This is a genomic window from Pseudomonas sp. R45(2017) (assembly GCF_002112305.1).
GTDB lineage: Bacteria > Pseudomonadota > Gammaproteobacteria > Pseudomonadales > Pseudomonadaceae > Aquipseudomonas > Aquipseudomonas paraglycinae.
Genome location: NZ_NEHH01000017.1, coordinates 44218 through 70917 on the forward strand (window position 1 = coordinate 44218; position 26700 = coordinate 70917).

Below are 26700 nucleotides of genomic sequence, written 5' to 3' on the forward strand. Positions count from 1 at the left end.
GTACTCCTCAAGAGTTTTATTGTTATTTCCAGGACCGGACCCATGAGGGGTGGCAGCGGCCCTTTGAGGCATACGCGAATTTGTTGACCATGCGGTCAGGAACTCGCACGCTGTGGATTATGCTTTTGTGTACAAATAAAGCAAATATTGTTTTTGGTTTTGTAGACGAAAATACTGGCGATCAAGCTATATCACTCGTTCGGGCGATTGGCTCCCAGCGCCAGATTCACCGCCAGCCAGCCGTTGACCGCCGTTTCGCCGGCTTCGGCAAAGACGCGTTCAAGCAATTTCACCTGTTCCCGACGCAGAGCCTGTTCAAATTTCGCGCCTTCAGCAGTCAGCTCCAGCAGGCGTTTACGCTTGTCGGTCTCGGACGCCACGCTGTTCACCAGATGCATTTCCTGCAATTGCCGCAGCGGCATGTTCAGCGCCTGCTTGCTGACACCGAGCAGCGCGAGCAATTCCTTGACGCTCAGGTTCGGGTAACGGGCGATGAAAAACACGATGCGTTGATGCACGCGGGACAAGCCGCGACGCTCGAGCATTTCATCGGCCTTGGCGGTGAACGCCTGGTAACCGAAGAAAAACGCTTCCATGGCTTGTTGCTGGCTGGCGCAGTTTTTAAGGTCAAGCATATTGACGTTTCCAGAGAGGGTGTCGTAATTTCAGTCAACAAGTTTGACTCATTTTTCCCATGCCTCGCTAGCGGTGACTTCCATGGCTTTTTCCGAACGTGTCTCGCGCCTCAAAAGTTCTCTGATCCGTGAAATCCTTGCCGCGGCCCAGCGCCCGGAGGTCATGTCATTCGCCGGTGGTTTACCGGCCGAAGCGATGCTGCCGAAAGTTGAATGGGCTGAGATGCCGCTGTCTCTCGGCCAGTACGGCATGAGTGAAGGCGAGCCAGCACTGCGCGAAGCGCTGGCGGCAGAGGCGAGGGCGTTGGGTTTGCCGTGTGAGGCGAGTCAGGTGCTGGTGGTCAGTGGCTCCCAGCAAACCCTCGATCTGGCGGCCAAGCTGTACATCGACAAGGGCACCGAAATCCTGCTCGAAGCGCCGACCTATCTGGCGGCCTTGCAGATTTTCCAACTGTTCGGCGCCGATTGCCTGACCGTGCCGCTGGAGGCTGACGGTCCGAACCTTGCGCAATTGCGTCAGCGCCTGGAGCAGCATCGTCCGGCGTTCATCTATTTGATTCCGACCTTCCAGAACCCGTCCGCCGTGCGCTACAGCGAAGCCAAGCGCGAAGCCGTTGCTGCATTGCTCGACGAATTCGGCGTGACCCTGATCGAAGACGAGCCCTATCGCGAACTGACCTTCGACGGCGGCAGTGCCCAGCCGATTGCCGGACGCCTGAAAAAATCCAGCTGGATCTACACCGGCACCGTGTCGAAAACCCTGCTGCCAGGTCTGCGCGTCGGCTATCTGATCGCCAGCCCGGATCTGTTTCCGCATCTGCTCAAGCTCAAACAATCGGCGGATCTGCACACCAACCGCATTGGTCAGTGGCAGGCGTTGCAGTGGATCGGCAGTGAGAAATATCAGCAGCACTTGAGTGAATTGCGTGGCTTCTACCGTCAGCGTCGCGATGCATTTCAATCAGCGCTGGAAACTCACTTCGGCGATCTGGCGGACTGGAACACACCCCAGGGCGGGCTGTTTTTCTGGCTGACCCTGAAGCAACCGCTGGACACCCGCACCTTGCTGAACACCGCGCTGGCCAATGATGTGGCGTTCATGCCGGGCGAACCGTTCTTCCCCGAGCCGGATCGCAACCCCGGCCATCTTCGCCTGAACTTCAGCCACATCGATCCGGCACGACTCGATGAAGGGCTCAAGCGTCTGGCGGCGGTGGTGCGCCAGGCACAGGCCGCGCAGGCGGCATGAAAAAACCGGCCATCATGCCGGTTTTTTTGGATCAGACTGCGGCGAACCGCTTGTTCAGATATTCGATGATCGTGTTGGACTCATACATCCAGGTGGTCTGGCCGTTCTCTTCGATGCGCAGGCACGGCACCTTGATCTTGCCGCCCTGTTCCAGCAGGGTCTGGCGATCCTGCTCGTTGTTTTTCGCATCCTTCAGGGCCACCGGAACGTTCAGGCGGCGCAGGCTGCGGCGGGTCTTCACGCAGAACGGGCAGGCGTGGAACTGATACAGGGTCAGGTCCTTTGCGGCGGCATCAACCTGAGCCTGGGCAGCGGCGGGGCGCTGTTTCTTGCCCGGGCGGGTGAGGAAATCAACGAAGATGATCAGTTGGCCGAGGCCGACACGAAGCGCTTTGACGAACACGTTACAAGCCTCACAGGGACATTGAAGAAGGCGCGCAGCTTACCCGATTTTTCACGGACGAAAAAAACCGGCGATCAACGCCGGTTTTTTTGTGTCACGCATTACTTGATCAGGCTGAGAAACTCGCTGCGGGTCGCCGCGTTTTCGCGGAACTCACCGAGCATCACCGAAGTGATCATCGACGAATTCTGTTTCTCGACACCGCGCATCATCATGCACATGTGCTTGGCCTCGATCACCACGGCAACGCCCAGCGCGCCGGTGACCTGCTGGACCGCATCGGCGATCTGGCGGCTGAGGTTTTCCTGGATCTGCAGGCGGCGGGCGTACATGTCGACGATCCGCGCGACCTTCGACAGGCCCAGCACTTTGCCGCTCGGGATGTACGCGACGTGGGCCTTGCCGATGAACGGCAGCAGGTGGTGTTCGCACAACGAGTAGAGCTCGATGTCCTTGACCAGCACCATTTCGCTGTTGTCGGAGCTGAACAGGGCACCGTTGGTGACCTCTTCGAGCGTCTGTTCATAACCGCGGCAGAGGTACTGCATGGCTTTGGCGGCACGCTTTGGCGTGTCGAGCAGGCCCTCGCGGGAGACGTCCTCGCCCAATTGGCCGAGAATCGCGGTGTAATTCTGTTCCAGGGACATGAAACTACCTGTGGGGATTTTCGCAAAGGGCAAGGGTACGGTGGCGGACACGACCCTGCAAGTTCGGTGTGACGGGATTATTCGTCGCGGCCTTCCATCATGGTGCGTTTGAGCATCACGTAAACCGCGCCGGCGCCGCCATGTTTCGCCTGGCACGAGCAGAAGCCGAGTACTTGCGCATGCTGGCGCAGCCAGGTGTTGACGTGGCTTTTGATCATCGGCCGCTTGCCGTCCAGACGCACGGCCTTGCCGTGGGTGACGCGCACGCAGCGGATTTCGAATCTGGTCGCTTCGGCGAGAAAGGCCCAAAGGGTTTCGCGGGCTTTTTCCACGCTCATGCCGTGCAGGTCGAGGCTGCCTTCGAACGGAATCTGCCCGATCTTGAGCTTGCGCATCTGGCTTTCCTGCACCCCGTCGCGGGCCCATATCAGCTCGTCTTCGGGACCGACGTCGATCACGAACTGATCGGACAGGCCGTCAACGGTAGTGGTGTCGGTGCGCACGGTGGCGGACTGGCGCAGCTTGGCGATCCGGTCACGGTCAGCCTTGGGTTTGCCGGTGTCGGCGCGGTCGTGCTTGATCGGCTTGACGCCTTGGATCGCACTTTTGAACAGGGAAAAATCGTCGTCTTGCATGTCAGCCTCCGCGAAGGGCGGCCAGTTTACCCAAACAGACACAAAACGGCCCGGCAAAAAGCCAGGCCGTCGATCAATCGTGTTTTTTCATCAGGTGCGGGGACATGTTCAATTCCCGCGATTGCCGTGCGCGACGCCGGCAACGACGCCACAGGGCCACACCGAAATACAGGAACAGCAGGCCGACCGCGAGAATGATCGCCGAGCCGAGCGGTGTTGCATTCAGATCGCCGAGCGCCGGTGGGCGCCCCAGCAGGCTGGCGGCCCCGGCCATCGCCAGCAGCACGCCGAACGTGGCCAGAATGGCCGCGATCGCCGCGCCGAATCGAAATCGCCAGTTGCTTTGGCCTTTGGGCCGCAAGCGGCGTGCGTCAAATCCATCGGATAACTTCATTCCGACCTTCCTCAATGGGTATCGGCCCTTCGACCGGGAGTTGACCGGGTTGTTCCTGAGGCTAGGGTAATTGAAGCAAATGCGAGGTTTTTGCAGATGAGCGGCGAGCTGAGCCGCTCATTTACGGTCGATCAGATCAGGTCCTGAGTCAGCGCGAGGGTGGCGAAGTTGTCGGCCATGATCGCCATTTCCGCTTCCTGTACCTGTTCGGCGCTGAGTACGCGGCCCTTGAACGGCAGATCGCGGGTGGCGCAGGCGTCTTCGACCAGGGTGCAGCGGAAACCCAGGTTCTTCGCCGCGCGCACGGTGGTGCTGACGCTGGAGTGGCTCATGAAACCGCAGACGATCAGGTCCAGCGAGCCGATGGTTTGCAGACGATCGTAGAGTTCGGTGCCGTGGAAGGCGCTCGGCAGCAGTTTGCCGATGATGGTTTCATCGCCCTGGGGTTCCAGGCCGGGGATGAACTCGCCGCGTTCGCCCTGCGGGTCGAACAGACCGCCGACGGTGCCGAGGTGGCGCACATGCACGATCGGTCGGCCGGCTGCGCGGGCGGCGGCAACCAGTTGTTTGATGTTCGCGACAGCCGCGTCCATGCCGCTCAGGGCCAGCGGGCCGCTGAGGTACTCTTTCTGGGCATCGATGATGACCACGGTGGCATGGCTCAACGTGGCCGCTGCGTAACCGCGACCGCTGAGTTGAAACATCGTTTTTGGAACGGACATTCTGGGGCTCCTTCGGGTGGGGCTTTTGCGACATTGTCCTCTGGCTGAGCGGTTCTGTGAATCGCTACCATCGTAGACACCGTCGTTGCTGGCCTGCAGCCTTGTCAAGTTACACGATCTGTTCAATAGCCGAGGGGAAAATCGGAAGCGTCCTACCGTCGCCCCGGAATCTTTCCTGCGTCGTCGCGGCGCGTTTTGGCTGTTAGAATCGCCAGTCGTTTTTTCTGGAGTTCTGCCCCGTGATCACTTCCCGACTTCGTACCCTGCGCGACCACATCCGTTGGGCCGTCAGCCGCTTCCATGGGGAGGATCTGTTTTTCGGCCATGGCACCGACAATGCATGGGACGAAGCCCGGCAGCTGGTGCTCGGTGCCTTGCACCTGCCATGGGAAATCGCCGACAGCTATCTGGATTGCGCGCTGGAGGACGATGAGCTGGTCAATCTTCAGCGCCTGCTCAAGCGCCGCATCGAAGAGCGCATTCCGACCGCTTACTTGCTGGGCGAGGCATGGTTCTGCGGCATGTCGTTCATCGTCGATGAGCGCGTGCTGATCCCGCGTTCGCCGATTGGCGAGCTGATCGAAAACCGTTTTGCCCCATGGATCGGCGACGAACCCGCGCGCATTCTCGATCTGTGCACCGGCTCCGGCTGCATCGGCATCGCCTGCGCCTACGAGTTCCAGAACGCCGAAGTGGTGCTGGCGGATCTGTCGTTCGAAGCGCTGGAAGTGGCGAACCAGAACATCGAGCGTCATGGCGTCGATGAGCGTGTGTTCACCGTGCAGGGCGATGGTTTCGACGGCCTGCCGGGTCAACGTTTCGACCTGATCGTGTCGAACCCGCCCTACGTCGATGCGGAAGATTTCGCCGACATGCCGGACGAATACCAGCACGAGCCGGAACTGGGCCTGGCCTGCGGCGATGACGGTTTGAACCTGGTGCGCCGGATGCTCGCCGAAGCGGCGGATCATCTGACCGAGAAGGGTTTGCTGATTGTCGAGGTGGGCAACAGCCAGGTCCACGTCGAGGCGCTGTACCCGGAAGTCGATTTCGCCTGGCTGGAGTTCGAGCGCGGCGGGCATGGCGTGTTCATGCTGACCGCCGAACAGTGCCGCGCCCATCAGGCACTGTTCGCTTCCCGCGTCTGACTGACGTCGATCGTTCCCACGTCGAGGCGTCGAACCGTCTGCGTGGGAATGCAGCCCGGGACGCTCCGCGTCCCATCCGGGCAACGCAGAGCTTGGAAACGATCACTCAGCGGTGCGTTGCAATCCAGATCAGCAACCCGGCCTGAAACACCGCAAACGCCACCAGGCAAGTAATGGTGAAACGCAAACCGGCGTCTTCACGCTTGAACTTGCTGACCTTGTCTTCCTGCTTCTTCAGCTTCACTTCCTGTTCGGCCAGATTCTGCTCGGCCTGCTGCAACATCTGCGCAGCTTCAAGAATTTCGACGATCTGCAGCTTTTCGCTGTTCCAGTCACCCAGCAGGTCGCCGACCTTCACTTCTTTGACGCTACCCTTCAAATGCTGGGCGTCGGCGTAAACCACATCAAAGCCGTGCACCCGCAAAAAGTGATCGCGGCGCAGGCGAGTGTCCTCGTTCAGCGCGTCCTTGTTGTTCAAGTCCATGCCGTCGACGGTGTAGGTGGGCCAGCGTTTTTTTGCCCAGTTGATGCCCTGGGCAGCCATGAAACGGCCGATGCCACGGTTCATCGGTTCGATCTGCAAACCGCTGTCCGGGCCGAAATGCACGCGTTTGGTCGTATGGTCGACCCACACGTCCAGGTGATTCTGCTCTTTGCGCACGCGCTGAGCGGGCAACTTGATCGCCATGCGCATCAGACTGTGTTCTTTGCCGTTGCGCTCGGCGTAACCGAATTCAACGAAGCGCAGCGGCCGCCCGCCGGTGTTGCGGTCGGTCTGCAACGGCGCCAGGCGGAGCATCTTGTGGTGCTCGACGTGGACATCCGCCCATGGCAGCTCGACCGCTGGCGGTGCGTCTTTTTCAGCGGTGGTGTCGGGTGAAGTCTGGGTATCAGTCATAACGGCGAGATCCTGTCCAAGCTGCTTGCCGCCAGCCAGTACGCTGGCGACAAAGGCTTATCGGCCGTTTTTCAAAGTCCTAGAGGGTAAAAGAGCTTAACGGGTGCGAAGTCCGTCAATAAATTCAAGAACGCGTGTCCCCAGTTCAGCCGCCAGGGGCAAATTCGGGTCCTTGTAGGAGGCCAGTTGCCGCTTCACGTCGTTGGGCACGATGCGCAACACGTGGTTCATGCCTTCGATCAGCGCCAGTTGCGCGTCCGGTTTGGCGGCCTTGAGCAATTTCGCATCATCGACCTGAACCTGAATGTCGTTGCTGCCTTGCACGATCAGCGCCGGCATTTTCAGCTGGGCGAAGGCCGCCGCCGGATCCTGACGGAACAGCGAAATCAGGTACGGCTGTACACTCGGACGGAAGATCACCTGCAACGGCGCCGGCACATTGTCGTCGGTGCGCCCGGCCTTGAGGCTGTCGAGCAGTTCGTTGCTGCGCAGCATCAGCGGGGGAGGGAGGCTGCGGGCCAGTTGCCGACGCAGCACCTGATCGATCGGTCGGGCCGTGCCGGAGAGCGAGATGACCGCCGCCGCGTCGACCTTTGGCGCCGCCAGGCTGGCAATCAGCGCGCCTTCGCTGTGGCCGAGCAGGATCAACGGGCCGAAGCGCGGATCGGCTTTCAGCTTCTGACCCCAGGCCACGGCGTCCGCCACATAGGCTTCCACCGACAGGTTTCGCTCGTCCGGGGTTGCCGCAAGGCTGGCCGCCACCCCGCGCTTGTCGAAACGCACGCTGGCGACATTGTGTTTGGCCAGCACCCAGGCCAGTCGCTTGAGGCTGTCATTGCGCCCGCCGTCGGGGTTGTTTCCGTCACGATCGGTAGGACCCGAGCCAGAAAGGATCAGGACAACCGGCACCGGGTTGTCGGATTTCGGCAGCAACAGCGAGCCGAAAAGTTCGCCATTGTCGGTAGTCAACGTGACCGGTCGTTGCAGGACAGTTGCCTGGACGAAGCCGGTAAACAGGGAAAGGCTCAAGATCAAAACTCGCAGCATCATCACGCCATCATTTGCCAAGGTGCCGGTTGGACTCACCCACACCGCTAAGGTTCGAGGATGAACTACTCGGTTAGCCTGCGTATACTGGCGCGCATCACGAATTTGGGTTCGATTTCACGGAGCGTCCTGCATGTCCGGCAATACCTACGGCAAGCTGTTCACTGTCACCACCGCGGGCGAAAGCCATGGTCCGGCGTTGGTCGCCATTGTCGACGGCTGCCCGCCGGGCCTGGAGATTTCCATTGAGGACCTGCAACGCGACCTCGATCGCCGCAAGCCGGGCACCAGCCGGCACACCACCCAGCGCCAGGAAGCCGACGAAGTCGAAATCCTTTCCGGCGTGTTCGAGGGCCGCACCACCGGCTGCTCCATCGGCCTGCTGATCCGCAACACCGACCAGAAGTCCAAGGACTACTCGGCGATCAAGGATCTGTTCCGCCCGGCCCACGCCGACTACACCTACCACCACAAATACGGCGAGCGCGATTATCGCGGCGGCGGTCGCAGCTCCGCGCGGGAAACCGCCATGCGCGTCGCGGCCGGCGCCATCGCCAAGAAATACCTGGCCAGCCAGGGCATCGTCATTCGCGGCTACATGAGCCAGCTCGGCCCGATCGAAATCCCGTTCAAGACCTGGGAATCGGTCGAGCAGAACGCCTTCTTCAGCCCGGACCCGGACAAGGTTCCGGAGCTGGAAGCCTACATGGACCAGCTGCGTCGCGATCAGGACTCCGTCGGCGCGAAGATCACCGTGGTCGCCGAAGGCGTGATGCCGGGCCTGGGCGAGCCGATCTTCGACCGTCTCGACGCCGAACTGGCCCACGCACTGATGAGCATCAACGCGGTCAAAGGCGTGGAAATCGGCGCCGGTTTCGCCTGCGTTGCCCAGCGCGGCACCGAACACCGTGATGAGCTGACTCCGGAAGGTTTCCTCAGCAACAACGCCGGCGGCATTCTCGGCGGGATCTCTTCGGGTCAGCCGATCGTCGCGCACCTGGCGTTGAAGCCGACCTCGAGCATCACCACCCCGGGCCGTTCGATCGACATTGACGGCAACCCTGTCGATGTCATTACCAAGGGCCGTCACGACCCATGTGTCGGTATCCGCGCTACGCCGATTGCCGAGGCGATGATGGCCATCGTGCTGATGGATCACCTGCTGCGTCACCGTGGCCAGAACGCCGATGTGCGCGTGAGCACCCCGGTGCTGGGTCAGCTTTGATGGGTGATCTCAAAGCCGCCGCGGTCTGACCGTGGCGGCGCTCCCGTACTGGCGGCTGTCCAGTTTCTATCTGTTCTATTTCGCCTTGCTCGGTTCGACGGCGCCGTTTCTGGCGCTGTACTTCGATCACCTCGGATTCAGCGCCGCGCGCATCGGCGAGCTGGTGGCGATCCCGATGCTGATGCGCTGCGTGGCGCCGAACATCTGGGGCTGGCTCGGCGATTACACCGGCAGGCGCCTGGCCATCGTGCGCTTCGGCGCGGTGTGTACGCTGCTGACGTTCTCATTGATTTTCGTCAGCAAGACCTACGCCTGGCTGGCGATGGTCATGGCGTTGCATGCGTTCTTCTGGCACGCCGTGCTGCCGCAGTTTGAAGTCATCACCCTCGCGCATCTGCAAGGCCAGACCTCCCGCTACAGTCAGATTCGGCTGTGGGGTTCCATCGGTTTCATCATCACTGTGGTCGCCCTCGGTCGCCTGTTCGAATGGCTCAGCCTCGACATCTACCCGGCGGCGCTGGTGTTGATCATGGCCGGCATCGTGCTCAGCAGTCTGTGGGTGCCGAACGCTCAGCCGCCTCAGGGCAACCGGCCGACAGGCGAGGGCTTTCTCAAGCAATTGCGCAATCCTGGGGTGCTGGCATTCTACGGTTGCGTGGCGCTGATGCAGATGAGCCACGGGCCGTATTACACGTTTTTGACTCTGCACCTTGAGCGACTGGGTTACAGCCGTGGCGTGATCGGCATGCTCTGGGCGGTCGGCGTGGTGGCGGAAGTGCTGATGTTCATGGCCATGAGCCGGATCCTCGCGCGTTTTTCCCTGCGGCGGGTGCTGATGGCGAGTTTTCTGCTGGCGGCGTTGCGCTGGTTGCAGCTAGGTTCGTTCGCCGAGTTCCTCTGGGTCTTGCTGTTTGCCCAAGTGCTGCACGCGGCGACCTTCGGCAGCTTTCATGCGGCTGCCATCGCGTTCGTGCAACGTAGCTTCGGCGCGCGCCAGCAAGGGCAGGGCCAGGCGTTGTATGCCGCGCTGGCCGGCACCGGCGGTGCGCTCGGCGCGTTGTATTCCGGTTACAGCTGGAATGCCCTCGGCGCGACATTGACCTTTAGTATTGCCAGTCTCGCAGCGCTCGCCGCTGCCGTTATCATTGCCATTCGAATGCAAGAGGACAGGCCATGAGCCTTACCCGTGAACAGCTTGCCCAGCAAATTGTCGACGCCGGGCGTTTTCTTTATGGTCGCGGCTGGTCGCCGGCCACCAGCAGCAATTACTCGACGCGTCTGTCGCCGAGCGAAGCGCTGCTGACCGTGTCCGGCAAGCACAAGGGCCAGTTGGGCCCGGACGACGTGCTCGCCACCGACCTGTCCGGCAACAGTCTTGAGCCCGGCAAAAAACCGTCCGCCGAAACCCTGCTGCACACCCAGCTCTACAGCTGGCGTCCGGAAATCGGCGCGGTGTTGCACACCCACTCGGTGAACGCCACGGTGCTGTCGCGACTGACGCCACAAGACTTCATCGAGTTCGAAGACTACGAACTGCAAAAAGCTTTCAGCGGCATCTCGACCCACGAATCCCGGGTGCGCGTGCCGATCTTCGACAACGATCAGGACATTGCGCGCCTCGCCGCCAAGGTGCAGCCTTGGCTCGACGCCCATCCTGATTGCGTCGGTTATCTGATTCGCGGCCACGGCCTCTACACCTGGGGCGCGCAGATGAGTGACGCGCTGCGTCAGATCGAGGCCTTTGAATTCCTGTTCGAATGCGAGTTGAAGACCCGCAGCGTCATGAACCGCCAAGGCTGACTTCACCAGAACCAGCCCCTTTGCCTGATGAATGCAGTGCCCGACCGGTCTCGAAGAACCGGACGGCAAGGCCGATACCGAGGAATGCCCCATGAGCAGCCTGTCCGTCTATCACGTTTCCAGCCCCGAGATTCCGAACAAGGTGCTGACCCATTTCGAAGACATCGCTTCGACCCTGGCCGAGCAGGGCGTGCGCTTCGACCGCTGGCAAGCCGCCGCAAAGATCCAGCCCGGCGCGAGCCAGGAAGAAGTGATCGGTGCCTATAAAGAGCAGATCGACAAACTGATGACCGAGCGCGGTTACATTACGGTCGATGTGATCAGCCTCAACAGTGACCATCCGCAAAAAGCCGAATTGCGCGCCAAGTTCCTCGAAGAACATCGCCATGGTGAAGACGAAGTGCGTTTCTTCGTCGCCGGTCGTGGCCTGTTTACCTTGCACATCGACGATTACGTCTACGCCGTACTGTGCGAGAAGAACGACCTGATTTCGGTGCCGGCCGGCACCAAGCACTGGTTCGACATGGGCGAGAACCCGCATTTCGTGGCGATCCGCCTGTTCAACAACCCTGAAGGCTGGGTCGCCAACTTCACCGGCGAAGACATCGCCGGCCGCTTCCCGCGTCTGGAGGACTGAGCCGATGTCGATCAAGGTCATTCTCACCGACATCGAAGGCACCACCAGCGCAGTGAGTTTTGTGTTCGACGTGCTGTTCCCGTATGCGGCGAAGCACCTGCCAGACTTCGTTCGCCAGAACGCCCAGTGTGCCGACGTTGCCGAGCAACTGGACGCCGTGCGCCGCGACAGCAACGAACCGCAGGCTGATGTCGAGCGAGTCGTGGAAATTCTGCTGGCCTGGATCGCCGAAGACCGCAAGGCCACGCCGCTGAAAGCGTTGCAGGGCATGGTCTGGGAGCAGGGTTATCAGGCCGGGCAGTTGAAAGGCCATGTTTACCCGGACGCCGTTGAAGCGCTCCAGCGCTGGCATCAGGCCGGTTATCAACTGTTTGTTTATTCGTCCGGTTCGATCCAGGCGCAGAAGCTGATTTTCGGCTGCTCGGAAGCAGGGGATCTGACGCCGCTGTTCAGCGGCTACTTCGACACCACGTCGGGCCCCAAGCGCGAGGCGCAGTCGTACAGCAACATCCAGCAAGCCATCGGGGTCGAACCAGAGGAGATTCTGTTCCTGTCCGACATCGTGCAAGAACTCGATGCCGCCCAGGCTGCTGGCCTGCAAACCTGCGGCCTGGCCCGTGAAGGCGGGGAGTTGGCAGGGCATGTGACCGTCGACAGCTTCACCGGGATTGAGCCGGAAGCGTTCTGAGTTCACCCAATCGACGCGCAAAAAAAACAGGCCGTGAAGCGAAAGCTCCACGGCCTGTCTGTTTATACGGTGTTCGAATTACATCGAGTGATAGGTCGGCAGGGCAAAACGCTGCTGGCTTTGCAGCATGCCGATCTGCGGCAGCTCGCTGGCTTGTTCTGCCAGGTCACGACGGATCGCGCTGATTGCCCACGACAGTTGATCACCGGTATGCAGTTGCTGATACGTGAGCGCACGTTTGAACACTTTGCCGTCGGCACTCTTCAGCGTCAGCAGGATCCCGCCATCGGGACGGGGCTGGGTGGTGACGGCGAAGTTGGAAAACAGGGAGGTAAATTTTTCTTGGATCAGGTTCATGTCTTTCAGCTCCGTATGCACTTGAATGGCAAGCATGTATAGGGAGTTGCAGCGATTGTGCCAGTATTTGAGTTTTTAAAAATCCTTATAAATCAGTAATTTATAAAATCTACTGGTTTTGGCTGTCGTGCAATCTGCATGAATGGCCATCGTGCATCCTGCATTTTGCGGGATCATTGTCGATTCGATTGAACCAATACCCTTGGCTGTAATCATGCGGCGTTTAGTAGTGCCGGGGCGGATACAAAACATTGCAAAAACCGCGTGTACAGCCCGCGAAGCCCTGACGTATTTTCGGCCTCGACCCTCGCTCGAGAAGCGTCGGTTGTCTCACCCGATTGCCCGACAATAAAAATCCGGCCTGCACGTCAAGGTCGAACGGGAGCTGCCATGCACCAAGCGCCGAGCGACACGATTACCTGGGGCATGATGCTCCGCAAACTGCCGATGATTGCCAAAGCCATTCCACGGGTGGTGAAAGGCATGAAGGTGGCCAACGTCACGGATCCGACCCAAACCTGTGGCCTGGGCTGGACATTCGAGCAAGCGACCCTGCGCAATCCCGAGGGCCCCGCGCTGCTGTCGGGCGAGGTGTTGCTGAGTTATTCACAGGTCAACCAGTGGGCCAACCGCATCGCCCACTACCTGATCGGGCAGGGCATCGGCAAGGGCGATGTGGTGGCGGTGTTCATCGAGAACCGCCCGGAACTGCTGGTGACGATTCTGGCGCTGGCCAAGGTCGGCGCTGTCAGCGCGCTGCTCAATACCTCGCAGACCCGCGATACGCTGATCCACAGCATCAATCTGGTGACCCCGGCGGCGATTGTTGTCGGTGAAGAGTTGCTGCCGGCATTTGCGGCGGTACGCGAGCAAGTAGCGATCCCGGCAGCGCGCGCATGGTTCGTCGCCGATCAGGATACCTTCAGCCATCCGGGCATCGCGCCCGAGGGCTATATCAACCTGATCAGCGCCAGCGCCGACGCACCTGTCGACAACCCGGCCAGCAGCCGGCAGATTTTCTTCGACGACCCCTGTTTCTACATCTACACCTCCGGCACCACCGGTTTGCCCAAGGCCGGGGTGTTCAAGCACGGCCGCTGGATGCGCAGTTCGGCGAGCTTCGGCATGATCGCCCTCGACATGCGCCCGGACGACATCGTCTATTGCACCTTGCCGCTGTACCACGCCACCGGGCTTTGCGTGTGCTGGGGTTCGGCGGTCAATGGCGCGTCGGGTTTCGCGATTCGCCGCAAGTTCAGCGCCCGCCAGTTCTGGAGCGATGTGCGTCGCTATCGCGCAACCACCATCGGTTACGTCGGCGAGTTGTGCCGGTATCTGGTGGATCAGCCGCTCAGTGCCGACGACAGTCGTCATGATGTGCGAAAGATGATCGGCAACGGCCTGCGGCCCGGTGCGTGGGCCGAGTTCAAGACCCGCTTCGGCGTGGATCACATCTGTGAGCTTTACGCCGCCAGCGACGGCAATATCGGCTTCACCAACATCCTCAATTTCGACAACACCATCGGTTTCTCGCTGATGGCCTGGGAACTGGTCGCCTACGACCAGGACAGCGGCGAGCCGATTCGCGGCGATGACGGATTCATGCGCAAGGTCGGTCGGGGTGAGCGAGGCCTGCTGCTGGCGCGGATCGACGACAAGGCGCCGCTGGACGGCTACACCGACCCACAGAAAACCGCGAAAGTCGTGCTACAGGACGTGTTCACCAAGGGCGACCGCTTCTTCAACACCGGCGATCTGCTGCGCAACATCGGTTTCGGCCACGCACAGTTTGTCGACCGTCTCGGCGACACCTACCGCTGGAAGGGCGAGAACGTCTCGACCACCGAGGTCGAAAATCTGCTGCTCCAGCACCCGCATATTTCCGAAGCGGTGGCCTATGGCGTGGAAATCCCCAACACCAATGGCCGCGCCGGAATGGCGGCGATCACCCCGGCCGAGTCTCTGGCGACCCTGGATTTCGCCGAATTGCTGGCCTTCGCCCGCCAACGCATGCCGGCCTACGCGGTGCCGCTGTTCCTGCGGGTCAAGGTCAAGATGGAAACCACCGGCACTTTCAAATATCAGAAGACCCGCCTGAAAAACGAAGGCTTCGACCCCGGCCTGACGGGGGATGACCCGATTTATGCCTGGCTGCCGGGGACCGAAACCTACGTGCAGGTCACGGATGAAACTCTTGCCGACATCCGGGCAGGCAAGTACCGCTATTGATATTGGCTATCGGCAGTCTTGGAAAAAAGGGGATGACAGCTATCGCCGCGCTCGGGAAACTATCGGTTTTCCGATTGACCGAAAGTGGAGTTGCCCCATGTCCGACCAAAGCCGCCAGATGACCCCCGAAGAAGCAGCCGAATTCACTGAACAGGTGTTCAACAAGGCGCGCGAGGGCGATGCGGTGATGCTCGATCGCCTGATCACTGCCGGTCTGCCGGTGAACCTGACCAACAGCAAGGGCGACACCCTGCTGATGCTCGCCAGTTATTACGGGCATGTGGACGCGGTGCAAGTGCTGCTCAAGCACAAGGCTGACCCGGAACAACGCAACGGCAACGGCCAGAGCCCGATTGCCGGCGCCGCGTTCAAGGGTGACCTGGCCGTGGTCAAGGCATTGGTCGCCGGTGGGGCGCAGATCGAAGGCGCCTCCTTCGACGGCCGCACGGCGTTGATGATGGCGGCGATGTTCAACCGCGTTGAAATCGTCGACTTCCTGATCGACCAGGGCGCCGACCCGAAAGCCAAGGATGCCAACGGCATCACCGCGCTGGACGCGGCCCGCACCATGGGCGCCGTCGACACCACTGCGCAGCTGGAAAAACTGTTGGGCTGAAGCCGCTGGCCGGAACCCGCTCTGTGGCGAAGGCGAGAATGCGCTATCCTTCGCGCCCTCAAAATTCCCTTCGCCACAGGATCCGCTCCCATGAAAGCCGCACTCGCCGAACTCATCAGCAAAATCAGCTCCGGCTGCATGGGCGACGACGAGATTCAGAAGGTCGCTGACGAAGCGGCACAGGCCTACGCCGATGCCGAAGCTTTTCTGACCGCCAACCCGGATATCAACTACGACGACACTTTCCCGATTCCGCTGGGCGAGTGGGTCGTGGTCGGCAGCCTGCCGGAGACCGTGCTGTTCCAGGCTGACACTTACGCCGACCTGTTCGCGCAGATCGTTGCTTCGTTCGGCCCGGGCGTCGAGTTCAACCTCAAGCCCAAGCAACTGGCCAAGACCGAGGCGCTGACCGCGCTCAACCGCATCCAGGTGCAGATGAGCAGCCTGAACAAGGAAAACGGCGGTTACACGCTGATGAACTTCAGCCAGTTGCTCGATGATGAGCTGCAAGTGGTGCTGGTCTACGGCAACGACGTACCGCGCGTGCTGGAACTGTGCGCCGAAGTCGGCATTGCCGCCGCGCCGTCGCTGGAAGCCCTGAAGGTCGCCGTTCACGTCTGAACGCAATAAAAGGGAACCCTGTGCGCGACCGTCTATCCTAAAAGTGCATGCCACTATTCTGGAGCGACACCATGGGTTCCACGTTCAACGGCCTGGTCGGCCTGATCATTCTTGCGCTCGACATCTGGGCGATCATCAACGTGCTGAAAAGCGGCGCCGAGACCGGGATGAAAATCCTATGGGTGCTGTTGATCATTCTCCTGCCGGTGCTGGGCCTGATCATCTGGGCGATTGCCGGGCCGCGGGGCAATGTGCGGATCTGACCGTTCGCAGCCTGATTGGGTCGGGCCGATGAACTGAGGTTCGACCTGTCATCTTCGGCAACGTAGAATGCGCGCCTTTCCCGGGCAATCGAACCTGACGATTGGCGCCCGCGCATTCATCGGAGCACTTCACCATGACCGTCACCAAAACCAGCGAATACCTGGAAACCCTCTACGAAGGCTACGGCCAGCGTTTTCGCATGGAAAAACTGCTGCACGAAGTGCGCACCGAACACCAGCACCTGGTGATCTTCCAGAACCCGCGCATGGGCCGGGTGATGGCGCTGGACGGCGTGATCCAGACCACCGAAGCCGATGAATTCATCTACCACGAAATGCTCACCCACGTGCCGATCCTAGCCCACGGCACCGCCAAGCGCGTGCTGATCATCGGCGGCGGCGACGGCGGCATGCTGCGCGAAGTGACCAAACACGCCAGCGTCGAGCACATCACCATGGTCGAGATCGACGGCACCGTGGTCGACATGTGCAAGGAATTCCTGCCGAACCACTCCAAGGGCGCCTACGACGATCCACGCCTGAACCTGGTAATCGACGACGGCATGCGTTTCGTCGCCACCACCACCGAAAAGTTCGACGTGATCATTTCCGACTCCACCGACCCGATCGGCCCGGGCGAAGTGCTGTTCTCGGAAAACTTCTACCAGGCCTGCCACCGCTGCCTGAACGAGGGCGGCATCCTCGTGACCCAGAACGGCACGCCGTTCATGCAGATCGAAGAAGTGAAAACCACCGCCGGCCGCCTGCGCAGCCTGTTCCCGGACTGGCACTTCTATCAGGCAGCCGTGCCGACCTACATCGGCGGTTCGATGACCTTCGCCTGGGGTTCGACCAACCCTGCGTACCGCAAGCTGAGCCGCGAAGTGCTGCAACAGCGCTTCATCGGCAGCGGCATCGTCACCCGCTACTACAACCCGGAAATCCACATCGGCGCTTTCGCCTTGCCGCAATACGTGTTGCAAGCGGTGAACAAGCCAAGCAACGACTGATCGTTCGCGGGTCAGAAAAAGCCGAGGCCGGTGTGCGAAAACACGCCGGCCTCGGCTTTTTTCATGTTGCATCGGTGTAAACCTTTTGAACGATCAATCCTGACAAAAGTCGAGATAGGTGTAAGCCCATTTGCGGGTTTGATCGAGGAGGCTCCGATGTCAAAGTGGAAAGTCACTTTCGTGGACGATCATGGTGAAACGATCGACGAAGTCTTCGAGTGCGAGGAATGCCCCAGTCATGAACGGGCAGCCCGCCTCATCAAGGAACGGTTGTTGCCGGTCGCCGCCGAGCTTGACCTGAACGATCTGGAAGGGCGCACCGCCGATGCCGGCGTGAAAAGCCTGAAAACCCAGAACAGCATCGAAATCCGCAGCATCACCCCAATCTGAATCTTCATTTTCTTCATGTACCAGGCCTTGGCAGCGGCTCTATCTTGGGGCTACTCTGCAAGCGAGATCAGCGAACGGATCGCTAAGGTCTGGTCTTGTCAGCTACATGCTTGTTTCCCGCCGGCAACGCGGTTGCCGTAAGCACCCGGGCCCATTGGGCCAGTGCAGGGAATACGGAAAGTCTATCCATCTATGCGAGGGGGACGATTCATGAGCACAGCCTATCAAGAAGACATCAGCAGCAGTGTGCTGCGCCGCATGAAAGAAGGCGGTTTCGATTTTTCCCGATTCCATCCCATCGAGTTCTACGCCATTTTCCCGGACGAGGAGCGGGCGCGCAGGGCGGCAGGCAAATTTCGCGGTGAATCCATCAATGCCCAGGTCAGTGCGCGCGACGACGGCGCCTGGTCTCTGGAATTGAGCAAGGTGATGTACGCAACCTACGACGACATTGGCGATTTCGAGCAGGGCTTTTCGGCGGTGGTCGAGCCCTTGGGCGGCATCATCGAAGGCTGGGGCGTGAAACAGGAGATCCGCAACCGGCACCGTTTGAACTGATCACTCTCGCAACACGTCGAGCTACGGCTGACCTTCGGGTCGGCCGTTGTCGTTTCTGCCCCCCTGAACACCCCATGGCAAAACCCTGAAACAAGAAACCGGCGCAAAAAAAAGCCACCTGAAAAGGTGGCTGAAAGGGAAGACCGGAAGGAGAGGAAACCGCTCAGGGTTACGGCCGGGATGGCTGCCGAGGCAAGCCGGATCAGTGGGGCTGCGTACTTCGTCAGCGAGGTTTTTGCAGCGGATGCGCGGATTATCCGCAGCCGGCACCGAGCAGTGAAATCAACTCTGACTATGCTGGTGATAGGCGACGGGACTGCGTCGCAATGAAGCGGGGGCGATCAGGTTGGGGCATTTGCCGCACAGGAATGGTGCGGTGCGTGTGGCGTGAATATCCAACCGATTGAAATCAAAGCGTTTATGCCGATGGCACGGGCCTTGCGAAGGCCTGTATGTCCGGGGTGACAAGGAGTACGGCATGATCCGCACCTATTTTGATGAAATGTACGATGCCGGCGGCCAGATCCGCCCGCATTACCGGGAGTTTGCCCGCTGGCTGGCCGAAACGCCTGACGAACTGCTGGCCCAGCGGCGGCGCGAGGCCGATCTGCTGTTCCATCGTGCCGGGATCACTTTCACGCTCTACGGGGACGAGCAAGGGACAGAACGCCTGATTCCCTTCGACACCATTCCGCGCAGCATTCCCGCCAGCGAGTGGCGGATCGTCGAGCGCGGCTGCATTCAGCGGGTCAAGGCGTTGAACATGTTCCTCGCCGACCTTTACCACGAGCAGCGCATCATCAAGGCCGGGATCATTCCCGCCGAACAGGTGCTGGCCAACGAGCAATATCAGTTGGCGATGCAGGGGCTGGACCTGCACCGCGATATCTATTCGCACATCTCCGGCGTCGATCTGGTGCGCGACGGCGACGGCACGTACTACGTGCTCGAGGACAACCTGCGCACGCCGAGCGGCGTGAGCTACATGCTCGAAGACCGCAAGATGATGATGCGCCTGTTCCCCGAACTGTTCGCGGCCCAGCGCATCGCTCCCATCGACCATTACCCGAACCTGCTGCTCGACACCCTGAAAAGCTCAAGCCCGATCGACGACCCGAGTGTCGTGGTGCTGACGCCGGGTCGGTTCAACAGCGCGTTTTTCGAGCATGCGTTCCTGGCCCGGGAAATGGGCGTGGAGCTGGTGGAGGGCGCGGACCTGTTCGTGCGCGACGACAAGGTCTTCATGCGCACCACCGACGGCCCGAAAGCCGTGGACGTGATCTACCGCCGGCTCGACGACGCATTCCTCGATCCGCTGGCGTTCCGCCCGGATTCGATGCTCGGCGTGCCGGGGCTGCTGTCGTCCTATCGCTCGGGCAACGTGGTGCTGGCAAATGCCATCGGCACCGGCGTGGCGGACGACAAATCGGTGTACCCGTTTGTCACCGAGATGATCCGTTTCTACCTCGACGAAGAACCGATCCTGAAGAATGTGCCGACCTGGCAATGCCGCAATCCGTCTGAACTTTCCCATGTACTGGCCAATCTTCCGGAGCTGGTGGTCAAGGAAACCCAGGGCTCCGGCGGTTACGGAATGCTGGTGGGGCCGGCGGCGACGACCGCGGAAATCGATGCGTTCCGTGAGCGGATCAAGGCCAAGCCCCACGCGTACATCGCGCAACCGACGCTGTCGCTGTCGACCTGTCCGACCTTTGTCGAAAACGGCATTGCGCCGCGCCATATCGACCTGCGTCCGTTCGTATTGTCCGGCCGCGAAACCCGGGTCGTGCCCGGCGGTTTGACCCGTGTCGCCCTGCGTGAAGGCTCTCTGGTGGTGAACTCATCCCAGGGCGGCGGAACCAAGGACACCTGGGTGGTCGAGGATTGAAGGAAGCCTGCCATGTTAAGTAGAACTGCCTCGGATCTGTACTGGATGTCGCGTTACCTGGAGCGGGCGGAAAACCTCGCACGGATGCTCGATGTCAGCTATTCGCTGTCGCTGATGCCGCAGGACGGCCGTGGCGACGGTCTGCACGAACTGGCGATGCCGTTGCTGATCACCGGCACGCTGGACGATTACCTGGAACGTCACGGCGAGCTGCATGCCGAGCGCTTGCTGCATTTCTTCGCCCTCGATGCGGCCAACCCGGCGAGCATCTACAGTTGCCTCGGCGCGGCGCGGGCCAGCGCCCATGCGGTGCGCGGACGAATCACCGCCGACATGTGGGAGAACATCAACGCCACCTGGCTGGAGATCCGCGGCATCGCCAATCAGGGCCTCAGCCGTTATGGCATGAGCCGTTTCTGCGAGTGGATCAAGGAACGTTCGCACCTGTTTCGGGGCGCGTCCTACGGCACCATCATGCGCAACGACGCGTTTCGTTTCATTCGCCTGGGTACATTCATTGAGCGGGCGGACAACACCTTGCGCCTGCTGGACGCCCGTTACGAAATGGCTGGCGATCAGGCGGAAGCTGTCAGCGACGGCACTGCCCATGCCTATTACCAGTGGAGCGCCTTGTTGCGAGCCTTGTCATCGTTCGAGGCATACACCGAGATTTATCGCGATGCGCCGGGCGCCCGGCATGTGGCCGAGCTGCTGTTGTTGCGCGCCGACGTGCCGCGTTCGCTGCGTGCCTGTACCGAAGAGATCGACCAGATTCTCGCGCAACTGCCGGGGGCCAACGGTCGTCCCGCGCAACGGCTGGCGGCGGAAATGGACGCGCGTCTGCGCTACACCGGTATTCAAGAAATCCTTGAGGAAGGGCTGCACGCCTGGCTCACCGAATTCATCCCGCTGGTGCGCCAGCTGGGCAACGCCATTCACAGTTCCTACCTGGAGGCCGCATGAGACTTTCCATCAGCCACGAGACCACCTATCACTACGAAGATCAGGTGCGCGCGAGCATCCAGTACCTGCGCCTGACGCCCCATGACAGCGAGCGTCAGCACGTGCTGAGCTGGCAGCTCGACCTGCCGCGCCCGGTGCGTGCCCAGCTCGATCCGTTCGGCAACATCCTGCACGTGCTGACCATGGACGAGCCCCACGAAGCGATCATCATCGGCGCCCGGGGGCAGGTCGATATCGACGAGTTGCGCGAAGCGGAGCACGAGAGTCAGTCGGCGCTGCCGTTCCTGCGTTTCACCCGGCTCACCGAGGCTGACGAGGCGCTGCGGGCGTTTGCCGAGAAATCCTGCAAACAACGACGCGACCGCAATGCACTGATCGACCTGATGCATGGGCTGAACCAGCACATGACCTACAAACCGGGCGCCACCGAAGTCGACACCAGCGCCGCCGAGGCATTTGCCGGCCGGGCGGGTGTTTGCCAGGATCACGCCCACGCGTTTCTCGCCTGCGCGCGCAGCCTCGGTGTGCCGTCGCGGTATGTGTCGGGTTATCTGTACAGCGAGGATTGCGAGCATCTGGCCAGTCACGCCTGGGCCGAAGCCTGGATCGATGACGCCTGGTACAGCTTTGATGTGACCAATGAGCTGGCGCGGCCGGAGCGGCACCTGAAACTGGCGGTGGGTCTGGATTACCTCGACGCCTGCCCGGTGCGCGGCATGCGCCGGGGCGGCGGGTCTGAGCAGATGCACGCGAAAGTGCTGGTGTCGCCGACACCAGCGCCAATCATCTCGGTGCAGCAGCAGTAAGCGGCGTAATTGGATTACTTGGCCGGCGCAACCTTGCGCCCGGCCATGTGCTGCAAATACCCGATCAGCTTCTGCAGATCCGCATCCGGCAACACCTCGGCAGAAAACCCTGGCATCTTCGCTTGCGGCCACTGACGCAGACTCTGTGGGTCGCGAATGTAGCGCTTGAGGAAGTCCGCGCCGAAGTACTCGGTCGGGTTGTACGGAATATTCAGGTCCGGCCCGAACTGCGCATCGCCCGCGCCATTCAGGCGATGGCAGGCCAGGCAGTTCTTCTGGAACAGCGCAAAACCCTGATTCACCGGGTCATCGGCCTTCAACGCAGGATCCGGCAGCAGGGCAGGGAAGCGCTCGGCCACCGGCGCCATGCGCTTGATGCTCGCCACTTCGAACGGCCATTGTTCCGGGCTGATATTGCCGGCCTGCGGATCGGTCCACACCAGATAGAACGGCCCGGCGCTGTGCTTGCCTTCCGACAGCGGCGGCCAGGGTTGCGCCGGATCTTCGATGGCGAGCCAGGCGCGTGAGCCTTTGTCGTTCAGTAGCGGTGCGGCGGACAGCTCTGCGGCAAAACCGTCCAGTGCCACGGCTTGCAGGTGATCGTCCGGTTTGATGCCGGTCAGCAGCGCGGCCATCGGTACGGCGCGAAAAGTCATGTCCTTCTTGTAGGACACATCATTCTTGACCGTGAGGGTTTGTACCTGAGGATGCTTGAGCAACTCCTCGGTCTGCCAGGTGCGGCTGTTCGCGCCCAGCTCCAGATTCAGCTGCGCGGCAGACAGGGGCATGCTCAGCAGCATGGCCCCGAATAGAATGAGCGTTTTCAAGTGATCGCCGTCCGTGTCGTGGAAGTGCGCAAAGGTTGGCACAGCCACGCTGGCCCGGGTAGCGGGCCAGTCACATTTTCAGTGGCGATAAACAATACCTGCCGCTTGAATCAGCCGATGACCTTGGTCAGGTTCGGCAGAATCAACAACAGCGTCGTGGCGAAAAGAATGAGCCCTGCTTGCCGTACTTTCGGTTGTTTGAACATGGCTTGACCGCCTTTTTTGTTATTTCCTGATGCCTGCCTGCATATCCATGACGGCAAGCGCTGCACTTCCTGTAGCGAACGCCTGTCTCGGCAAAACCCGACGACAACGACGTACATCTTCACCTTAGGGCCCGCGTCACGCTTCGCTTAGATCCATTTCGTATGTATTTGCTACCTGTCGCGATTAAAAAGGCATGAGGCCCATTGCCAGCTTCTTTGCCGCCCGTTTGCTAGACAGCTCGCGCACCTGAACCGGTTAATCAAGCCACGGATGACCGTCCGTCTGAGCGTGCGCGTCAACGTCATTGAGCGCTGTGGTCATTGAATCGATGGCCTGCGAAGACAACAGTGACAGTACGAATTTCACTCACCGCACAGGTTCGAGGACGTCATGACCCAAGCTTTGATTTTCGACGCGTTACGCACGCCCCGTGGCAAGGGCAAGGCCGACGGATCGCTGCACAGCGTCAAACCGGTGAACCTGGTGGCCGGGCTGCTGACCGCTTTGCAGGCACGTACGGCGCTGGACACCAGCCAGATCGATGACGTGGTGCTCGGTTGCGTCACGCCGATTGGCGATCAGGGCTCGGACATCGCCAAGACCGCCGTGCAGGTGGCTGATTGGGACGTCAGCGTCGCGGGCGTGCAGATCAACCGCTTCTGCGCCTCGGGGCTGGAAGCGGTGAACCTGGGGGCGATGAAAGTGCGCTCCGGGTTCGAAGACCTGGTGGTAGTTGGTGGCGTCGAATCCATGTCCCGAGTGCCGATGGGCAGCGACGGTGGCGCCTGGGCGCTGGACCCGCAAACCAACCTGCACAGCCACTTCACACCACAAGGCGTCGGCGCCGACCTGATCGCCACCCTTGAAGGCTTCAGCCGGCAGGACGTCGATGCCTACGCGCTGCACTCGCAGCAGAAAGCTGCCCGCGCCCGGGCCGACGGTTCGTTCAGCAAGTCGCTGGTGCCGGTGCAGGACCAGAACGGCATCATCCTGCTCGATCACGATGAATTCATTCGCGCCGAGTCGACCCTTGAAGGCCTGGGCAAGCTCAAGCCGAGTTTCGAAATGATCGGTCAGATGGGCTTCGACGCCACGGCATTGCGGGTCTACAGCCATGTCGAGCGAATCAATCATGTGCACACGCCGGGCAACAGCTCGGGGATCGTCGACGGCGCGGCGCTGATGCTGATTGGCTCCGAAGCGAAGGGGCGTGCGTTGGGTCTGCAACCTCGGGCGCGGATTGTCGCCACGGCGGTCACCAGCACCGACCCGACCATCATGCTCACCGGCCCGGCGCCGGCCACTCGCAAGGCGCTGGCCAAGGCCGGGCTGCGGGTGGAGGACATCGACCTGTTTGAAGTCAACGAGGCGTTCGCCTCGGTGGTGCTCAAATTCATCAAGGACATGGCTGTCGACCCGGACAAGGTCAACGTCAATGGCGGCTCGATCGCCATGGGCCATCCGCTGGGCGCCACCGGTTGCGCGATCCTCGGCACCTTGCTCGATGAACTGGAAGCCCGGCGCCTGCGCTACGGCCTCGCGACGCTGTGCGTCGGCGGCGGCATGGGCATCGCCACCATCATCGAACGCCTCTGACCCCAAGGAATCCTGTCATGACCCAAGCCATTCGTTACGAAAAAGGCCAGGACGGTATCGTTCTCCTGACCATCGACATGCCGGGCCAGAGCGCCAACACCATGAACGCGGTGTACCGCGAGGCCATGGCCGACAGCGTCGCCCGACTGCAGGCGGAAAAAGATGACATCGCCGGGGTGATCATCACTTCGGCCAAGAAAACCTTCTTCGCCGGCGGCGACCTGAATGAATTGATCAAGGTCGGTAAGCCCGAAGCCAAGGCGTTCTACGACATGGTGCTGACCCTCAAGGGCCAGTTGCGCACTCTGGAAACCCTCGGCAAACCGGTGGTCGCGGCGATCAACGGCGCGGCGCTCGGCGGCGGCTGGGAAATCTGCCTGGCCTGCCACCACCGCGTTGCGTTGGACGATGCATCGGTGCAACTCGGTTTGCCGGAAGTGACCCTCGGCCTGTTGCCGGGCGGCGGTGGCGTGGTGCGGATGGTGCGGATGCTGGGCATCGAAAAGGCTTTGCCGTATTTGCTTGAAGGCAAGAAAGTCCGTCCGCAGCAGGCGTTGCAGGCCGGATTGATCGATGAGCTGGCGGCGGATCGCGATGAGCTACTGGCCAAGGCCCGGGCCTGGATTCTGGCCAATCCTGCGGCCGTGCAGCGTTGGGATGTGAAGGGTTATCAGATTCCCGGCGGCACTCCGTCGAACCCGAAAGTTGCTCAGATGCTGGCGATTGCGCCGTCGATCCTGCGCACCAAAACCCAGGGCACGTTGCCGGCGCCGGAGAAGATTCTGTGCGCGGCGGTGGAAGGCGCGCAGGTGGATTTCGACACGGCGCACCTGATCGAAACCCGCTACTTCACCGAACTGACCACCGGCCAGATCTCGAAAAACCTGATCGGTACGTTCTGGTTCCAGCTCAATGAAATCAATGCCGGCGGTTCGCGGCCGCAGGGTTTTGCGCCTTATGTGACGAAACGCGTGGGCGTACTCGGCGCGGGCATGATGGGCGCCGGGATCGCCTATGTCAGCGCATCGGCCGGGATCGACGTGGTGCTCAAGGACATCAACCTCGCGGCTGCGGAAAAGGGCAAGGCGCATTCGGCGGCGTTGCTGGACAAGAAAGTCGCTCGCGGGCAAATGTCTGCGCAGCAGCGTGAAGCGGTGCTGGCGCGTATTCACCCGACCGAAAGCGATGCCGATCTGGCGGGTTGCGATCTGATCATCGAGGCGGTGTTCGAGGATCGTCAACTCAAGGCCAAGGTCTCGGCAGCAGCGCAACAGGTGGTTGGCGCCGACGCTGTGATTGCTTCCAACACATCGACCTTGCCCATCACTGGCTTGGCGACCGCAGTACCGGATCAAAGCAAGTTTATCGGCCTGCACTTCTTCAGCCCGGTGGAAAAGATGCCGCTGGTGGAAATCATCAAGGGCGCGCAAACCAGCGACGAAACCCTCGCACGCGGGTTCGATTTCGTACTGCAAATCAAGAAAACCCCGATTGTGGTCAACGACAGTCGTGGTTTCTTCACTTCGCGAGTATTCGGCACTTTCACCAATGAAGGCATTGCGATGCTGGGTGAGGGCGTCAGCGCGCCGATGATCGAGACCGAAGCGCGCAAGGCCGGCATGCCTGTAGGACCGCTGGCGATCTCTGACGAAGTTTCCCTCAGCCTGATGAGCCATATCCGTCAGCAAACGGCCAAAGACCTTCAAGCAGAAGGGAAACCGCTGATTGAGCACCCGGCGTTCGCCGTGATTGACTTGCTGCTCAACGAATACAAGCGGCCGGGCAAGGCAGCGGGAGGCGGTTTTTATGAGTACCCGGCGGGTGGGCAGAAACATCTGTGGCCCGAGCTGAAAACCCGGTTCGAGAAAGCCGACGGGCAGATATCGCCGAAGGATGTGCGTGATCGACTGCTGTTCGTGCAGGCCATCGAAACCGTGCGTTGCTTGGAGGAGGGCGTGCTGACGTCGACGGCGGACGCCAACGTCGGCTCGATTTTCGGCATCGGTTTTGCGGCATGGACGGGCGGCGCGTTGCAGTTCATCAATCAATATGGCGTGAAGGATTTCGTCGCGCGGGCGCAGTATCTGGCGGAGCAGTACGGCGAGCGTTTCGCACCGCCAGCGTTGCTGCTTGAGAAGGCTGCGAGGGGCGAATTGTTCTAACGGGCTGGGGACGCATTTCGGGGCTTGCCTTGCCGGGTGGTTTCAAGGCAGGCTCTGGGGTGTGCATTATTCCCATCAC

General features: G+C 60.9%; 29 protein-coding genes. 19 read left to right on the plus strand and 10 right to left on the minus strand.

The features are described 5' to 3' along the window. Nucleotides 1–191: 191 nt before the first annotated feature. Nucleotides 192–635: a MarR family winged helix-turn-helix transcriptional regulator gene (locus tag CAF74_RS27900; RefSeq protein ID WP_085748497.1), complete on the minus strand. Its 444-nt coding sequence runs from the start codon at nucleotides 633–635 to the stop codon at nucleotides 192–194. Nucleotides 636–717: 82 nt separating this feature from the next. Here CAF74_RS27900 and CAF74_RS27905 point away from each other — a divergent pair, with 82 nt between their 5' ends. After that, nucleotides 718–1884, plus strand: coding sequence for a PLP-dependent aminotransferase family protein (locus CAF74_RS27905; protein ID WP_085748498.1), 1167 nt, complete (start codon nucleotides 718–720; stop codon nucleotides 1882–1884). Between the two features lie 31 nt (nucleotides 1885–1915). Here CAF74_RS27905 and CAF74_RS27910 read toward each other — a convergent pair whose 3' ends face one another. From CAF74_RS27910 to CAF74_RS27930, 5 genes are all read right to left on the minus strand, one after another. Continuing rightward, nucleotides 1916–2287 carry a glutathione S-transferase N-terminal domain-containing protein gene (locus CAF74_RS27910; protein ID WP_007960011.1) on the minus strand — a complete coding sequence of 124 codons (372 nt, stop codon included), beginning with the start codon at nucleotides 2285–2287 and terminating at the stop codon, nucleotides 1916–1918. 101 nt (nucleotides 2288–2388) lie between these two features. Continuing rightward, complete coding sequence (gene folE / locus CAF74_RS27915; RefSeq protein ID WP_003204506.1) at nucleotides 2389–2934, minus strand: GTP cyclohydrolase I FolE; 546 nt, start codon at nucleotides 2932–2934, stop codon at nucleotides 2389–2391. Between the two features lie 77 nt (nucleotides 2935–3011). After that, nucleotides 3012–3569 (minus strand): Smr/MutS family protein, encoded by a 558-nt coding sequence (locus tag CAF74_RS27920; protein WP_085748499.1) that lies wholly within the window; start codon nucleotides 3567–3569, stop codon nucleotides 3012–3014. A gap of 73 nt (nucleotides 3570–3642) precedes the next feature. Beyond that, nucleotides 3643–3963 carry a hypothetical protein gene (locus tag CAF74_RS27925; protein ID WP_007960009.1) on the minus strand — a complete coding sequence of 107 codons (321 nt, stop codon included), beginning with the start codon at nucleotides 3961–3963 and terminating at the stop codon, nucleotides 3643–3645. A 131-nt stretch (nucleotides 3964–4094) separates the two neighbouring features. Further along, the gene (locus tag CAF74_RS27930; RefSeq protein ID WP_011333204.1) at nucleotides 4095–4685 is read right to left on the minus strand and encodes a cysteine hydrolase family protein; all 591 of its coding nucleotides are present in this window, start codon (nucleotides 4683–4685) and stop codon (nucleotides 4095–4097) included. Nucleotides 4686–4924: 239 nt separating this feature from the next. On the opposite strand from CAF74_RS27930, the gene prmB reads away from it, so the two are divergent. Beyond that, on the plus strand, nucleotides 4925–5833 hold the full coding sequence (gene prmB / locus CAF74_RS27935) for a 50S ribosomal protein L3 N(5)-glutamine methyltransferase (protein ID WP_007960007.1): 909 nt from the start codon (nucleotides 4925–4927) through the stop codon (nucleotides 5831–5833). 106 nt (nucleotides 5834–5939) lie between these two features. On the opposite strand, the gene CAF74_RS27940 is transcribed toward prmB, so the two are convergent. Together CAF74_RS27940 and CAF74_RS27945 are read right to left on the minus strand one after the other, a co-directional pair. Beyond that, nucleotides 5940–6731: a hypothetical protein gene (locus tag CAF74_RS27940; protein WP_085649374.1), complete on the minus strand. Its 792-nt coding sequence runs from the start codon at nucleotides 6729–6731 to the stop codon at nucleotides 5940–5942. Nucleotides 6732–6827: 96 nt separating this feature from the next. After that, a complete protein-coding gene (locus CAF74_RS27945) occupies nucleotides 6828–7781 on the minus strand; it encodes an alpha/beta hydrolase (RefSeq protein ID WP_085748500.1) in 954 nt (317 codons plus the stop codon). 130 nt (nucleotides 7782–7911) lie between these two features. Here CAF74_RS27945 and aroC point away from each other — a divergent pair, with 130 nt between their 5' ends. From aroC to mtnC, 5 genes are all read left to right on the plus strand, one after another. Then, complete coding sequence (aroC, locus tag CAF74_RS27950; RefSeq protein WP_085748501.1) at nucleotides 7912–9003, plus strand: chorismate synthase; 1092 nt, start codon at nucleotides 7912–7914, stop codon at nucleotides 9001–9003. 31 nt (nucleotides 9004–9034) lie between these two features. Next, entirely contained in the window at nucleotides 9035–10180 is a 1146-nt protein-coding gene (locus tag CAF74_RS27955; protein WP_085748502.1) for an MFS transporter, read from the plus strand. Beyond that, entirely contained in the window at nucleotides 10177–10803 is a 627-nt protein-coding gene (locus tag CAF74_RS27960; protein WP_085748503.1) for a methylthioribulose 1-phosphate dehydratase, read from the plus strand. The genes CAF74_RS27955 and CAF74_RS27960 overlap by 4 nt, the downstream gene beginning before the upstream one ends. Nucleotides 10804–10894: 91 nt before the next feature. Next, the gene (locus CAF74_RS27965) at nucleotides 10895–11440 is read left to right on the plus strand and encodes an acireductone dioxygenase (RefSeq protein ID WP_039770173.1); all 546 of its coding nucleotides are present in this window, start codon (nucleotides 10895–10897) and stop codon (nucleotides 11438–11440) included. Nucleotides 11441–11444: 4 nt separating this feature from the next. Then, a complete protein-coding gene (mtnC, locus tag CAF74_RS27970; RefSeq protein ID WP_085748504.1) occupies nucleotides 11445–12128 on the plus strand; it encodes an acireductone synthase in 684 nt (227 codons plus the stop codon). Between the two features lie 78 nt (nucleotides 12129–12206). On the opposite strand, the gene CAF74_RS27975 is transcribed toward mtnC, so the two are convergent. Further along, a complete protein-coding gene (locus tag CAF74_RS27975) occupies nucleotides 12207–12485 on the minus strand; it encodes a DUF3509 domain-containing protein (RefSeq protein ID WP_039769924.1) in 279 nt (92 codons plus the stop codon). A 390-nt stretch (nucleotides 12486–12875) separates the two neighbouring features. Here CAF74_RS27975 and CAF74_RS27980 point away from each other — a divergent pair, with 390 nt between their 5' ends. The 10 genes from CAF74_RS27980 (at nucleotide 12876) to CAF74_RS28025 (ending at nucleotide 21829) form a co-directional block, all read left to right on the plus strand. After that, nucleotides 12876–14714 carry a long-chain-acyl-CoA synthetase gene (locus tag CAF74_RS27980; protein WP_085748505.1) on the plus strand — a complete coding sequence of 613 codons (1839 nt, stop codon included), beginning with the start codon at nucleotides 12876–12878 and terminating at the stop codon, nucleotides 14712–14714. Nucleotides 14715–14811: 97 nt separating this feature from the next. Then, complete coding sequence (locus CAF74_RS27985; RefSeq protein WP_085608799.1) at nucleotides 14812–15330, plus strand: ankyrin repeat domain-containing protein; 519 nt, start codon at nucleotides 14812–14814, stop codon at nucleotides 15328–15330. Between the two features lie 90 nt (nucleotides 15331–15420). Then, nucleotides 15421–15951: a hypothetical protein gene (locus CAF74_RS27990; protein ID WP_085748506.1), complete on the plus strand. Its 531-nt coding sequence runs from the start codon at nucleotides 15421–15423 to the stop codon at nucleotides 15949–15951. Between the two features lie 71 nt (nucleotides 15952–16022). Further along, nucleotides 16023–16214 (plus strand): PLDc N-terminal domain-containing protein, encoded by a 192-nt coding sequence (locus CAF74_RS27995; RefSeq protein ID WP_007959984.1) that lies wholly within the window; start codon nucleotides 16023–16025, stop codon nucleotides 16212–16214. A gap of 134 nt (nucleotides 16215–16348) precedes the next feature. Then, nucleotides 16349–17224 (plus strand): polyamine aminopropyltransferase, encoded by an 876-nt coding sequence (speE, locus tag CAF74_RS28000; protein WP_007959983.1) that lies wholly within the window; start codon nucleotides 16349–16351, stop codon nucleotides 17222–17224. 156 nt (nucleotides 17225–17380) lie between these two features. Next, the gene (locus CAF74_RS28005; RefSeq protein WP_007959980.1) at nucleotides 17381–17614 is read left to right on the plus strand and encodes a hypothetical protein; all 234 of its coding nucleotides are present in this window, start codon (nucleotides 17381–17383) and stop codon (nucleotides 17612–17614) included. Nucleotides 17615–17824: 210 nt separating this feature from the next. Then, nucleotides 17825–18172: a ribonuclease E inhibitor RraB gene (locus tag CAF74_RS28010; RefSeq protein WP_007959978.1), complete on the plus strand. Its 348-nt coding sequence runs from the start codon at nucleotides 17825–17827 to the stop codon at nucleotides 18170–18172. Nucleotides 18173–18650: 478 nt separating this feature from the next. After that, on the plus strand, nucleotides 18651–20060 hold the full coding sequence (locus CAF74_RS28015) for a circularly permuted type 2 ATP-grasp protein (protein WP_085748507.1): 1410 nt from the start codon (nucleotides 18651–18653) through the stop codon (nucleotides 20058–20060). Nucleotides 20061–20072: 12 nt separating this feature from the next. After that, a complete protein-coding gene (locus CAF74_RS28020) occupies nucleotides 20073–21023 on the plus strand; it encodes an alpha-E domain-containing protein (protein WP_007959974.1) in 951 nt (316 codons plus the stop codon). Continuing rightward, the gene (locus tag CAF74_RS28025; RefSeq protein ID WP_007959971.1) at nucleotides 21020–21829 is read left to right on the plus strand and encodes a transglutaminase family protein; all 810 of its coding nucleotides are present in this window, start codon (nucleotides 21020–21022) and stop codon (nucleotides 21827–21829) included. Before CAF74_RS28020 ends, CAF74_RS28025 begins: the two co-directional genes overlap by 4 nt. Nucleotides 21830–21843: 14 nt before the next feature. Here CAF74_RS28025 and CAF74_RS28030 read toward each other — a convergent pair whose 3' ends face one another. Next, on the minus strand, nucleotides 21844–22629 hold the full coding sequence (locus CAF74_RS28030) for a cytochrome c (RefSeq protein WP_085748508.1): 786 nt from the start codon (nucleotides 22627–22629) through the stop codon (nucleotides 21844–21846). 624 nt (nucleotides 22630–23253) lie between these two features. Here CAF74_RS28030 and CAF74_RS28035 point away from each other — a divergent pair. Further along, on the plus strand, nucleotides 23254–24459 hold the full coding sequence (locus CAF74_RS28035) for an acetyl-CoA C-acetyltransferase (protein ID WP_085748509.1): 1206 nt from the start codon (nucleotides 23254–23256) through the stop codon (nucleotides 24457–24459). Nucleotides 24460–24476: 17 nt separating this feature from the next. After that, the gene (locus CAF74_RS28040; protein WP_085748510.1) at nucleotides 24477–26621 is read left to right on the plus strand and encodes a 3-hydroxyacyl-CoA dehydrogenase NAD-binding domain-containing protein; all 2145 of its coding nucleotides are present in this window, start codon (nucleotides 24477–24479) and stop codon (nucleotides 26619–26621) included. Nucleotides 26622–26700: the final 79 nt, after the last annotated feature.